The 12,989-nt window shown below is 46.9% G+C and carries 11 protein-coding genes; 4 read left to right on the top strand and 7 right to left on the bottom strand.

What is annotated here, in order from left to right:
- Positions 1-284: 284 nt before the first annotated feature.
- From CF168_RS10695 to CF168_RS10685, 3 genes are all read left to right on the top strand, one after another.
- Positions 285-785: a hypothetical protein gene (locus tag CF168_RS10695; RefSeq protein WP_011716987.1), complete on the top strand. Its 501-nt coding sequence runs from the start codon at positions 285-287 to the stop codon at positions 783-785.
- Between the two features lie 154 nt (positions 786-939).
- On the top strand, positions 940-1,266 hold the full coding sequence (locus tag CF168_RS10690; RefSeq protein WP_011716988.1) for a hypothetical protein: 327 nt from the start codon (positions 940-942) through the stop codon (positions 1,264-1,266).
- A gap of 88 nt (positions 1,267-1,354) precedes the next feature.
- Entirely contained in the window at positions 1,355-3,331 is a 1,977-nt protein-coding gene (locus CF168_RS10685; RefSeq protein WP_089067820.1) for a RecQ family ATP-dependent DNA helicase, read from the top strand.
- An 83-nt stretch (positions 3,332-3,414) separates the two neighbouring features.
- Here the strand turns inward: CF168_RS10685 and eco are convergent, their stop codons facing one another.
- Positions 3,415-3,966, bottom strand: a complete 552-nt coding sequence (eco, locus tag CF168_RS10680) for a serine protease inhibitor ecotin (RefSeq protein ID WP_086904738.1) — start codon at positions 3,964-3,966, stop codon at positions 3,415-3,417.
- Between the two features lie 337 nt (positions 3,967-4,303).
- On the opposite strand from eco, the gene CF168_RS10675 reads away from it, so the two are divergent.
- Positions 4,304-4,741: a hypothetical protein gene (locus CF168_RS10675; RefSeq protein WP_089067819.1), complete on the top strand. Its 438-nt coding sequence runs from the start codon at positions 4,304-4,306 to the stop codon at positions 4,739-4,741.
- Positions 4,742-4,775: 34 nt separating this feature from the next.
- Here CF168_RS10675 and CF168_RS10670 read toward each other — a convergent pair whose 3' ends face one another.
- From CF168_RS10670 to CF168_RS10645, 6 genes are all read right to left on the bottom strand, one after another.
- Positions 4,776-6,173 carry a CDP-glycerol glycerophosphotransferase family protein gene (locus CF168_RS10670; RefSeq protein ID WP_089067818.1) on the bottom strand — a complete coding sequence of 466 codons (1,398 nt, stop codon included), beginning with the start codon at positions 6,171-6,173 and terminating at the stop codon, positions 4,776-4,778.
- A gap of 44 nt (positions 6,174-6,217) precedes the next feature.
- Positions 6,218-6,646: an adenylyltransferase/cytidyltransferase family protein gene (locus CF168_RS10665; protein WP_089067817.1), complete on the bottom strand. Its 429-nt coding sequence runs from the start codon at positions 6,644-6,646 to the stop codon at positions 6,218-6,220.
- Positions 6,643-8,151, bottom strand: a complete 1,509-nt coding sequence (locus tag CF168_RS10660) for a sugar phosphate nucleotidyltransferase (RefSeq protein WP_089067816.1) — start codon at positions 8,149-8,151, stop codon at positions 6,643-6,645. The genes CF168_RS10665 and CF168_RS10660 overlap by 4 nt, the downstream gene beginning before the upstream one ends.
- Positions 8,152-8,161: 10 nt before the next feature.
- Positions 8,162-10,108: an exopolysaccharide biosynthesis polyprenyl glycosylphosphotransferase gene (locus CF168_RS10655; protein WP_089067815.1), complete on the bottom strand. Its 1,947-nt coding sequence runs from the start codon at positions 10,106-10,108 to the stop codon at positions 8,162-8,164.
- 403 nt (positions 10,109-10,511) lie between these two features.
- Positions 10,512-11,567, bottom strand: coding sequence for a glycosyltransferase (locus CF168_RS10650; protein ID WP_089067814.1), 1,056 nt, complete (start codon positions 11,565-11,567; stop codon positions 10,512-10,514).
- Positions 11,564-12,892: an oligosaccharide flippase family protein gene (locus tag CF168_RS10645; protein WP_089067813.1), complete on the bottom strand. Its 1,329-nt coding sequence runs from the start codon at positions 12,890-12,892 to the stop codon at positions 11,564-11,566. Before CF168_RS10645 ends, CF168_RS10650 begins: the two co-directional genes overlap by 4 nt.
- Positions 12,893-12,989: the final 97 nt, after the last annotated feature.

The following is a 12,989-nucleotide window of genomic DNA, read 5'->3' as shown; positions in this document are numbered from 1 at the left end:
TTTAAAAGATGGTTTAACCATTTTATAAAGTTGAAAAGTAGCAGAAAAATTTAACTTATGATTTTGCTGATGCAAAACTGATATCGATTTGGCCATGCTAAAACAGGGGATTAGAGGACAAGAGAAGTGCGAGCTCCATCTCGTTTGTTTGTGAAGTGGCGCGTTTAACCTTGTGCTGTAAAAATGAACTCATAAAATGGTGTAACCATTCTTTTAATCTATACTGTTTGTCGGTATTATGAGTCTATTCATAAACCATTATTAGAAAGTCTAAAACGATACCAATGACGACAAACACGCTATGGGAATATCATCATGCCGTACCTACCGCGGGCCGAAAATTATTACTGTTAGATAAATCTGAATTAGTGTTTGCCCTGCCGTTAATTTATCGCATGGTTCATCCCGAAAGTGTCACTGAGCGGGCAGAGTGGTTTCAGTTAAATCAGTCTCAATCCAGTTATACCGAATTAATTGCTAATTTAAATTTACTGGTTCAACTGCGTAAAAAAAATCAGCCCGTTGACCAACAACTGCAATCTGTAAATCGAATGCTGAATCAATATTTCAGTGATTTGGGCTGGCGCATGGTGCGAAAAGAACTTTCACAAATTAAAAAGCGCCAGAAGAAATCCCATATCGAAGTCAGTAAAGATATTATTTTACGTTTGAAGCGTTATATGGAACTCGAACGTTTGGACAGTTTTGATCAAGCGCTCGATACGTTATTATCGGAACATGCCGCGGCCGTAGCTGCCATGGCTGAAGAGGATAGTCAGGTTTAAAATATTTGTGTGTGATTTTTAACCTTAGCGTACGTGACTTCTTGCGGGTGTCACATACACTCAAAGAGAGAGCTTAAGCGTGAATATAGCTTATTCGCTTCCGCCACCTCTTTTGTAACTTTCTATTTTTGATGAGTTTTATACAGGGAATAGCATGTCACAGCATAGAACTGTTGCCGTTCTTTGCCGCGTCGAACCAGGGTGTTTGGGACCGGATGGGCGTGAGCATATTGAAGCTTTTTGTGCCTTAGCACAGCAAGCGATGAAGCATTTTGCCGCCGATATGGTGACTTGGACGCTAGTGCCCCGTTATGATAAAACACTGCCAGAAATGGAATACAGTATCGCCAACAAAAGTTTATCTCGCGCGCAAGTGACACAGTATTTCAATACCTTAGGTCAAGATGTTGATGTCTTTGAAGAAGCCTTCAATGACAAACTCACCGCCTTTATCAATTTATATTTAGCTAGAAAATCATAGCGACCCGCTTACTCGCATTCACTCGCCCATTCATCTGTTTGCGTGGTCGCCACCGCCTCCACCCTTGTGGTGGCATAAGGATTTGTTTATGTCTTATTCAATAACGCCGTCAGCGAACGCTACGGATTATGCATCTTTATTACAGCAACAGTTTGGTTTTGATGGGTTCAGGCAAGGGCAACATGAGGTTGTCTCGCAGTTGTTGTCGGGCCATTCGAGCCTTGCTATTTTCCCCACCGGCTCAGGAAAATCACTCTGTTACCAATTTACTGCTCTGCAACTTCCCCATCTAACCTTAGTGGTGTCACCCTTACTGGCGTTGATCAAAGATCAACTGAGTTTCCTGCATGAGAAGGGCATTAAAGCGGCAAGTATCGACTCAACCTTAACGCCTGAATTAACCCAACAGGTCATGCGTGATGCTCGTTATGGCGAGTTAAAACTCCTGATGGTATCGGTTGAACGTTTTAAAAATGAGCGCTTTAGGCAATTTATTCAATCAATTCCTATATCTATGTTGGTTGTTGATGAAGCACACTGTATCTCGGAATGGGGACATAATTTTCGCCCCGACTATTTAAAGCTTCCCGATTATCGCCGTGAATTAGCAATTCCATTGGTGCTGTTACTCACGGCGACCGCGACACGCAAAGTGAAACTGGATATGGCGGCGCGTTTCGATATCAAGCCACAACATATTGTTCAAACAGGTTTTTATCGTTCAAACCTCGACTTGACCGTCTTGCCTGTGGCAAGCCAACATAAACTGACAGCACTGCAACAACAACTTAATCTCTTTACTGGTACGGGGATTGTGTATGTGACTTTGCAGCATACTGCGGAGGATGTTGCCGCGAAACTTTGCCAAATGGGCTTTGATGCGAGTGCCTATCATGCGGGGTTTGAGGATGAAAAACGTCAGCAAATTCAGCAGGATTTTATGCAAGGTAAGATCCGCATCGTGGTTGCGACTATCGCCTTTGGTATGGGCATAGACAAAAGCAATATTCGCTTTGTGGTTCACTACGATCTGCCTAAATCCATTGAGAATTATTGCCAAGAAATTGGCCGTGCAGGAAGGGATGGCCTGTTGTCACATTGTGTGACCTTGGCGAATTTAGATGGCATAAACACGGTCGAAAATTTTGTTTACGGTGATACGCCGGAACTGGCCAGTATTGCAGCCGTTATCGATAACATTCGCGAAGAAACCCATAACGGACGTTGGGAGTTGCAACTTCATCAGCTATCAAATGTGAGTAATATCAGGCAGCTCCCACTTAAAACCTTGCTAGTTCAGCTTGAAATGATGGGCGTGATTAAGCCGCTTTATGCTTATTACGCCGATATCAGTTACCGTTTTATTGAGCCACAGGCGCAGATCTTGAGCCAGTTTTCCCCCGAGCGTCAGGCATTTTTAAATGACATCTTTACCCATACTCAGATGAAACGAGTATGGGGCAGTTTAGATTTTTCCGCGCTCTACCAAGCCACAGGTGCGGAACGTACTCGAGTATTAGCGGCATTAGAATATCTTGCCAGTCAACAGCTTATCGAATTGGAAGCTAAGCGAGTAACGGATGTCTATCAAGTGAATGCTGAGGTGTTAGCACAGGGGCATTTAGCCGATGAGCTCCATCAATACTTTACCGACAAAGAAGCGAAAGAAGTCGCCCGTATTGCCCAGTTAGTGCGATTTTTTGAGCTAACAACTTGCTTAAATTACAATTTGGCCCGCTATTTTGATGATAATGCCGCGCCTCAATCCTGTGGTCATTGCAGTGTATGCCGCGGCCAATTGGCTAAATTGGCGTATTCCGAAGTGCCAAAGTGGCCTGATGATGCGCAGCTTAAGGCCGATTTGCATGAACTGAAGCGTACGGCGGGGTCGAAAGGTTTAGCTTCATTATCCTTAGATACTCAATGCCGTTTTATGGCCGGCATGACATTACCGCTGTTTACTCGCTTACAAGTACGGAAATTATCAGGTTTTGGTCGCTGCGAACACCTCAGATATGCAGAAATTAAAGCTAAATTAGCGCAGTTAGCTGACGCAGCTTGCTGAAAAAAAAGGGCATATCTTGTAAGATATGCCCTTTATATCACCGCAGTAATACCATTAAATAAACAACTAATATTGAGGCGCGTTTATTTAGCGTAGTGATATGTTGAATCGACTTTCCAGGTTCTAAAGCGCAGCTCTGTGCCTTCTGGTAGATAAAATACCTTAGGCAAACGGCTGTCGTAACGCATTTTAAGTTCACCTGGAATGCGGACAAAGGCTTCTTTTTTCGCCATCTCTAAACAGGCCATCATAGTGCTTGGGCCTTCAGATACTTCTGACACTTGATAATAGCTATAACCCCAGCCCTTAACCGAGAGTTCTTTTAACTCGCCGTTCAGACCATGCTTATTACAGTCGACTAATTGGGTCTGGCCAATTTGGATTTCGACCATGTAGTCGTCTTCATTTTCGAGTTTAGGTAAGGTCAAAATATGTTGCACCATACCCGCCTCAGGCGCTGGAAACATTTTCGTGGCTTCTTGCTCGGCATAATTTTTATGGTTGAAACTCGCGACACTGATCATAGGTGCATTTAATCCCGTTGGATGTGGTGGGCTCACTGCTGCGGCATTAAAAGACAGTAATGCAAAGGCAAGGGGAAGTGCCGCAGTGTTAAATATGTGAGTCAATTTCATAATAGTCTCCTAGTGATGTTGATAAGGCCTAGCACAGATGGTTGTACCATCATTTGCTGTATTCCTATCTTTGTAAACGCAGTTGCAGCAAAAAAGGGTTAATCTTTTTGAAAAAAATTTCAAAAAAGATCGGTATTTTCTACAACCTTATGAAAATAATAGCTTTTAAAACTTAATCTATGCGTAAATTTCTAGCGTTATGATAGCTTCGTCGCGGTTAACCTGAGCTGAATAGCGCGGGAATATCCACCGAATGATTGATGGAGATATCTCTAAACGGCTTAATTTGTTGACTATAATCTGTTGAGAAACAATCAATATCGGGTTGAAATAGGGCATGAATGAATTTGAGCCATGGGATCAAGAAACGGTTGAACAGATTAAACAGGATCCGACCATTCTCAAGTTATTGGCCAAATTACCGCCACACGTTGCCGACAGTTATACAAAAGAACAATTAATGGGGATACGTGTTGCCTTGGGAGATAGAACTTGGGGTAAACACTTTATTGATAACCGGGGTACGTTTGCGCTGCCTTTTATTAAATGGCGCTTTTATTATGTATTTCTTTTAGGCAAAAACAGACGCGCTTATACACGCCGAGAAAAACGCTTCTCCTTGGTTATGTTTAGCCTGTTCTTTATTGCTTTTATCTTGCTGTGTACCTTGTTTGGCCTGTTGCTGTTATATCTGCTTAAATCGGCGCTCGGTATCGATTTATTACCCGAAATCTCACTCGGGATCTGGGATTGGTTTAAAGACACCTTCTTATAAATGGCTTTATACCAGAGCCTTAATATCTGAACTTTCATATTTGAGGCTTGATATCAGTGCCAAAGGCCAACTTATACGACTGAGTTTGCCCTTGGCGCAGATGCCGTTCTAAGCGCGCAAAACTATCATCATGCCTTTCATTCATAGATATACCAACCATAGATACACAAACCATAGATACACCATCAATAGACAAACCATCAGTCGCTAAACTGTCTGCTGATGAACCCATAGCATGCTGCGACCAATACAAACGCTGTAATTGTTTGTAAGCCTCGCAGGGCTGGGGTTTGGCGTTAAGGTGACTCATCTCTTGCAGCAGTGCCAATAAGTCATCGAATTGATAGGCGACCTGGCCAATACTGAGCGGATCTTGACCTATATCGTAGCAATCACGGCTTTGGTTGAGATACTGCTCATGGTCAAAACGGTAGAAGAGGACAGGGATCTCAAGTGGCAGTACATCGATAAATAACGACGAATAATCGGTGATCAGCAGGTCGACACGATGCAAAATCCCATAAATATTGTCCCAATCGCTGATATCGAGTACATTGGGATAGGCACAAAACTGCGCTGCGTAGTGGCGTTCATTGGGATGCAGGCGTAACAGTAACAAGGTATCTGTATCGACTAAATGTTGGGACAGGCTTTGCCAGTCAAAGGCGGCTTGGTAGGGCGAATCGCTATGACCTCCCGTTAAATGTGGGGTCGAATGTGAAGCTACATTCTGACTATTTTGCCATAGGGCATCCCGCCAAGAAGGGGCGTAGAGAATCACTCGGCGATAGGCCGTCGCATCCGCCTTTAAGGGCAACGTTTGGCGTTGCTCTGGGTAACGCAGATAGTAATCGGTGCGCGGATTAGTGCTTGATAGCAGGGAATCTTCTTTTAACCGAAAGGCGCGTCGGAAACTCTCACCGACCAATGGGCTTGGGCTTAGCATCAAACTCGGACGGACATATTCCTGATGATAACGCAGCGCCTGCAGCCCAGCTTGCCAAAGGGACTGGGTTTGATACTTGGGGGCCAATGGCCCTGTGGTGATATCAAACTCGATTTTTTTAAGTGGCGAGCCATGCCAGAGATTGATACGAATCGCGCCTGCTGCAAGCCACTGATTAATATCGCCAATATAACTATTGTACACATAGTATTTGGCCGTGAGCGCATGGTAAATGCCCAGCAGGCTCCAGCGCGAATGGGCGGTATAGCCTTGTTGCCTGAGGGCATGGATAAGGGCTTTATCGCCGCTTATCCAAATGGTTTGCATAAAGTGCGTCTGCTGCCAATGCAAAAACAGGTATTTGCTATTGTCAGCAAAACGGTTCTTGTAGCAGCCCAATACCGCCTTGTTGGCGTTTCTTGGCACCAACCAAGAGAGGGCGAAAATGCATTTCTTCACTAAGGCTAACGCTAGATTTGTGCCCATGATATCCCTCGCTTACCCATTGAGATCCTGTAATTGGGTTCTGCTTACTTGACCAATAGTGTCGTTGCCAAATTGCCCCGGGTTTGCGGTATCGCCAGGTTGGTTTTGATTTCCGTTGTCGAAATGGCTTCGGTGCGGCCTAAGTAAATCACCTGACAAAGGGTGCCGAGGTAATCAAATTTGCCTTGCCAGTCGTCACCCATGCCGAAGATATCGACATCTAACGCCACAATATCCTGAGGTTTTTGCTGCCAGTGCGTCTCGGGGATCACGACATCGACGTACTTACAGGCTGCCACCATTTCGGCGCGCTGTTGATAGTTGAAAAAGGCTGCTTTGCCCTTGAGCGCATTAAACTCATCGGTCGATACGCCAACGATCAGCTTATCGCCCATGGCCTTTAAGCGCTGAAACAGTCTCACATGACCATAGTGGAACAAGTCGTAGGTGCCATAAGTGATGATGGTTTTCATTGTCCGTTCCCCCATTCATTGGCGATATCTTGCTGGTTTGGAGTAAGTTGGTTTGCACTAAGCTTATTTGCATTGGATTGTTTTGGCGTGGCAGAGCCTGTTGAAGCCACTGATGTTGAAAGCGAAATGAAACACAGTTTGAGTATGTGGGACCATTGTGCTGCCTTAGGCTTGGCCAGAAACTCCTGCTCAATCAGCGCTTGTTCTTCCTCTGGTAGTTCGGCGCCAAGCAGCTGCAGCGGGCCGTAAACGCCATATTGCGGCGCGGCGTCGCTAATCGAGGCGGCTGAATGTACCTCGGGGGATTGCGCACCTAGCAGGAACAAACGCCCCAGACACACTTGATAGAGTTGTGGCAACAGTGCTAATCCCATGCAGGATTGCGGCAGATTGACGCGCCAGAGTGTAATGGGTTGATGCTTAATACTCAGTGTCTGCCTTGATGCGCCAGCAGTTGATAAATTGCACAGACTCCACAGCCAGAGTATTACCAAGAGTGGAACACTAAGGCCAAGTAATATCAACGCCATCAGTCGACTTGACCATGACACATGGGCCTGCAATTGTGCTTGGGTTGAGGCGATAAGCCTAGGGTCTTCAACCTCAATGGCGGTATTAAAGCCAACATTAATCAGTAGGTTTTTACTGATAATGCAGTTATCGACATTCAAGCCTTCACCGACAAAACTGTTGGTCAAGATCACGCTGTTACTCAAACGGCAGTTTTTCTCGATAACACATTGATCACCTATCATCAATTGATCGTGCATATCCACATCGGGGGCAATCCAGGTTTGCTCACCAATTGCGCCCCAGGCTGCTTGTTGGTCTAATTTGCCCGTTTGTGCCTTAGCCCCAAGGTGAAAAAACTTGGCGCTTCGGCCACTTGGAATAGGACGGCCTGAGGGCACGAGTCCATCGAAGCAACCATCGCCGATCGCTAAGTTGGCATTTAAGTAGGACTCGAAGCTGTCCAACATGGCGCATTGTCCATGGAGCGGCTCCATCATGGCATTGGTAATATTTGTATCTCGCTCCAACGGCCAATCGAGCAGATATAGGTGATTACAAGCACTTGGCAATAGCAACATGCCAGGATTGCAATCGGCCAGCACCGGCAGGACTAAGTGCTTGGGTCTGTTAACACTGTAATCGACAAAACGTTTGATGCAGGGAGAGCGCAATATATCGCCCCTTACCACAAGGTAGCTTTGGTCGAAATCCAGTTTTAAGCGCGACATTACGCAGTTAACCGGTTCTTGTTCTCTACTGAGGAAGTAATCAATCTTAACGCCCCAGCGGCTACCGTCGCCAAGATGCTGCTCTAAGGCTTTGGCGTGGCTTGAGATAATCAGTTTTACCTCAACAATCCCCGCACTGGCGACATCTTCTAGGGTGTATTCAATCAGGGCACGGTTTCCCATGGGGAGCAATGCTGGACAGTATTGTTTATCCAGCGGCGCCAGTTCGTGTCCATGGCGATTGGCAAAAATAATGGCTTGCATAGTAACCCCCTTAGTAGGCTCCACGGCTGAAAATCACGGCGGGTATGGTCTTGAGTAGCAAGTACAGATCCGCCATTAAAGATTGTTGGTAGATATAATCCACATCCAACTCGACCTGGCGGTCGAAGGGAATGTCAGAGCGGCCAGACACTTGCCAGATACAGGTAATGCCGGGTTTCACCTCTAAACGGCGGCGATCGCTTGGGCTGTATTGCGCGACTTCCCTTGGCAGCGCTGGGCGCGGGCCGACCAGTGACATCTCGCCCTTGAGCACATTCCATAACTGTGGCAGCTCATCGATGGAGGTTTTACGGATAAATTGACCGACACGGGTGATACGAGGATCTTGTTTCATCTTAAACAGGACACCGCCTTGCATTTCGTTCGCCTGTTGTAGGCTAGCGAGCCGCGCCTCGGCGTCTTGGTACATGGAGCGGAACTTCCACATGGTAAAAGGTTGATTCCATTTGCCGACACGCTGCTGGCAAAACAGCACAGCACCGGGGGATTCTAAACGGATAAGTAACGCCACGATGAGGAGCAGAGGCGATAGCAACAATATGGCGATGGCCGCGACCCATATATCGAGACAACGTTTGACGATGCGGTTTAATAGCAGATGCAAGCGGATGCGTTTGCAACGTTTGAGTGAGCCTGAGTCACTCAAGTTAGGATACAGTAGCGTTTCTTGCGGCAGTGCCACTGCTTGAGCCTTCGACTTGAGGCTAGCGTTAGCGCGCAGCGCTTTGTATACCCGATATAAAAACAGGGGATTACCGATAATATAGCGGCGCCACATTCTCTTGGGCTCTTGCATTAACCGCCAAATCCACTCCATGCCAATTTGTCTTAACCAGAGCGGGGCACGGCTAATGCGGTTGGAGTAGAAGTCGAACAGCCCGCCCACACCGATCCCAACGGCTGGAGTGAGTTTGGCTTGATATTGATTAAGCCAAAGCTCTTGTTTAGGTGCGCCCATGGCCAACAACAGCACGGCTGCGCCAGATTGATTAATCTTTTTAATTACTTGCTTGGTATCAGCCTCATGGAAATAACCATGATGTGTGCCTGCAATTTGCAATTGGGGAAAACGGCGTTGCAACTGTTCAGCAGCTTGGTGGGCCACTTCTGGCGCGCCGCCCAGAAGATAGAGCGATAGATTGGCCTCAATCAGGCGCTCACATAGGAGTGGCAACATATCGGTGCCATTCAAATTGCCTTTAAGATCGACACCTTGCCAACGGCAAGCCATACGTACACCAATTCCATCGGCAAACACGGCCTCGCACTCATTGAGTTTTTGATGATATTGAGGATCGCAATAGGCTTTGTTTAAACAGTCGGCATTCACAAAGGCAAACGGGGTTAAGTGATGCTTTGGCTGCTGCGCTTGTTGTACGAGCATATCCAGCATTTGATTCATGCTGAGGTTGCGCATGGTCACGCCAAAAATGGTGACTTGGCTTGCGTGTGATCGGGACTCTGAGGTCATAAGACGATTCAATATGGCGCTCGCTAGTGCAAGGAGGTAACGACTGAGGCTGCTATAGGCGTTAACTAAACTTTGCTCGCTGGACTCAAACCCAATCCCCATGCGGCGCTGCATGGCACTAATCGAGAAAATCCCGATCCGGGAGATGCGGATTTCTTGCGAAACATGGATTGAAGGTTCGATGGCAAATTGCGCTTCAGCGCCCAATAGGCCTATGTCTCCTTTGAGTAGATTCAGCAGTTGCGGCAGGCGATAACCCGCACCTTGATAGGCAAATTGCCACAGGCCCACTTGACCTTGAGCGCCATGCACATACACGCGTTCGAATACGCTTTGTCCCTGAAGTTTACGAAACACACAAACGCCAAAGATAAAGGGCAAGCAGATCAAGAGGGCCAACGCCGCCACTGCGCTATCGAAGAGTCGAATAGACCAGCGTACTTGAGTCGAGTTCTGAGTATTCATCATGACCTCCATGCATTTCGCTTAGCATTACGCCTAGTGCCAAGTCGGGACGCTCGATAACGGCTTAGTTGTGCGCTTGGCAATAGTCACAAAGCATAATGCAGGCCAGATTGATAACTCATTTATAAACAATAACTAAGCAGTTTTCGATTGATAAGCTAAGTGGTTTTTCGCAGTTTGCTTTGCAAGCTGCAAATCCATTTGAGATGGAAGTATCGGCTAGGGTGTGACTATCTCAGGCGTTGTTATTGTCTTCATCACCAATGCTTGAAAACAAAGGTTCGAAATCAATATCAAAGAAACAAACTAATAGAGTGCGGCTTACGACAAAAGCAAGGCGGCTGTGTGAGCCGCCTTAAATCTGCAAATGATAAATGTGTCACGGTTGATACTGCCATTTATCTCATTTTAATTGGGTCGTGAGTAAGCTTGCCGTCACCCCATCACGTTTGATTTGCATACGTTGGCGATAGCCTAGGTACTTTTGCCCAAGGGTTTCGCACATTTGATATAAACCGCGTGGCATTAACCATTGCAAATAGGCCGCGACCAGTGTGGTCAGGGTGCGATTGGTTTCCTTGATTAAGATCTGCGGCGAAGTCAGCAGCGCTTGATTGACTAAATTTTTCGCCATACGGCCATCGCCTAGGCGAATGGCTTGTCTGGCTAAATAGCGAAGCTGATAGGCTCTAGCGGCATTTTCATGCTTTAACAATATCTTAGGGGCATAGCGGCGCGCTTTAGTGACCATTTGCTCCCAGGATGCCAGTTGTTTCACTAAATTCGCCGACAAGCCGCCGTGGTTTAAGCGGTAGTAAGTTAATGGCTCTGGGATCCCCTCCATTTGCCACTGGGTTGTCGCCACGATGCGAAACCAACACTCGATATCTTCCGATTGGCGAAATTGTTCATCGAAATAACAAGTGTAATGCTCGCTGTGGTTCAGCGCTTGGAAGCGAATGTCATTTAAGGTCTCGCGGCGGATCACCGGCGCAGAGCCATTACCCACCGGATTGCGGCACAGCAAATGGCCAGCATCAATGTCTGTGAGCTGCGGCATCTGGTAAAAATTGATCGGGTTGCCCCGATAATCGATAAAGCTTGAGCGCGAGAAGCTTATCCCGACCTTGGGCGATTTTTGTAGGTGATCCACATGCAGCTTTAACTTATCTGGATGCCAGAGGTCGTCCGAATCGATAAACGCGACATAGCGACCAATCGCATGGCGAATGCCGGTATTACGCGCGGCGGCTAATCCCTTATTCACGGCGTGCTGCACAATACGAATGCGGCTGTCGCAAAATTGTTTACAGCGGGCAAGGCTATTATCGGTGGCACAGTCATTGACTATGATTAGTTCAAAATCCGTAAAACTTTGAGCTAATACAGAGGAAATGGCTTTTGATACAAAAGCTTCCACATTATAGACCGGCATCACCACAGAGACGGTAGGGATCATAATGAACCTCCTAATGAAGGGGATAAGGTGGGTAAACGCAGTTTTTGTGCGGTGGGTTTCATCACAAAATAAGCAAACAGCGGCATACAAATCAGGTAACAAAGGAAGATGCCCATGGCGACGCCTTCTAGCCCCCACAGGGTGCCTAGGCTGATACTCATGGCCAGTAGGCCAATAAAACTAGCATTGGCGACTAAGTTGAGTTTGCTAAGCTCGCAGGAAATCAGCAGTTGGCTCGCGGCCTCGCCTAAGGGTCGAGTTAGGCCACTTAAGCAGAGCAGAATAAAGACTGGCAATGCGCCAGCGTCGAGCCAGTGTTGGCCATAGACAAAGGGTAAGTACCAAGGGGCGAGCGCACTCTGTAACCCTATGATAGGCAAGGTTACCAGCATGATACTTAGCAGGGCGTGGCGATACTTTAGCAGCGCATCTTCACCATCACTCTGACAAAGATGGGAGTAAAAAGCGGTGCCAAAGCTTTGAATAAGACCAAGACTCATGCCAAGGCTGGTATTGACCGCGAAGAAATAGATCCCAAGCGCTTCGACACCTAAAAAGTAACCCACTAATAAATAATCAATATTTTGTCTCAGGGCGAGGCAAAGATCCCCAAGCGCCACCTGAGTACCAAAACGAAATAGTGAGCGACATTGGCCAAAGTCTATCTGGGAGAAACAATGCACTAATGGGGTGGTGTGCATATTATTAATGCCCGAATGCTGCTTGTGCACGGCTATCCAAATCAAGACCACCAGCACCTTGGGCAGAATAATCCCCCAGATCCCCATTCCGCACAGCGCCAGAAGGGCGGTGAGCAAACCATCGGCCACCGTCTGCCACAGGTTGGCTTTTGCGACGATACGCATCTTATTTTGGCGTAGGTTGGCGGCGGCATGCAGCATGCCAAAGGGGAGGAGCAAATAGCTTGTTGCCATGAGTATCATAGGTTTCACTATCTGTGCGTCTTGATAGTAAAGGGCGAGCAATCCACTGAGTAAGCTCAAGGCAACAAAAGACAGTACACACACAAAAATATTGATCAGATTGGCGCTGGCAAGATGAGCGGTAAAGGCGTTGTCGTCCATCTTGATCAGCGACGCCGAAGTGATCCTGCGGATGAAAATGCTGAGGATCTCAAAACTTGTCAAAATGATCGCGACTTGACCGAAGACCTCGGGAGTGAGTAAACGGGCTAAGATGATGCTGCTGCCAAGGCGCACGATACGCCCGCCAACTTGGGCTGAGCCTAACCAAAGTATGCTGCTGGCCAATTGGCGAATACCTTGGTTGTCCCTGAGGGGTTGTATCAATGCCCATCTGCTCATCGCAACACCTATCAGTTAAGAGTGCCTGTTCTGACTATTCAGTTTCTATGCCAGCTTTTTAAGGTTTATTTTCTATTTTTAAAACAGGTGGTTATAG

The organism is Shewanella bicestrii (genome assembly GCF_002216875.1).
Taxonomy (GTDB): domain Bacteria; phylum Pseudomonadota; class Gammaproteobacteria; order Enterobacterales; family Shewanellaceae; genus Shewanella; species Shewanella seohaensis.
Note: the sequence above shows the minus strand (reverse complement) of the source record. Positions and strands in the feature narration are given on the sequence as shown.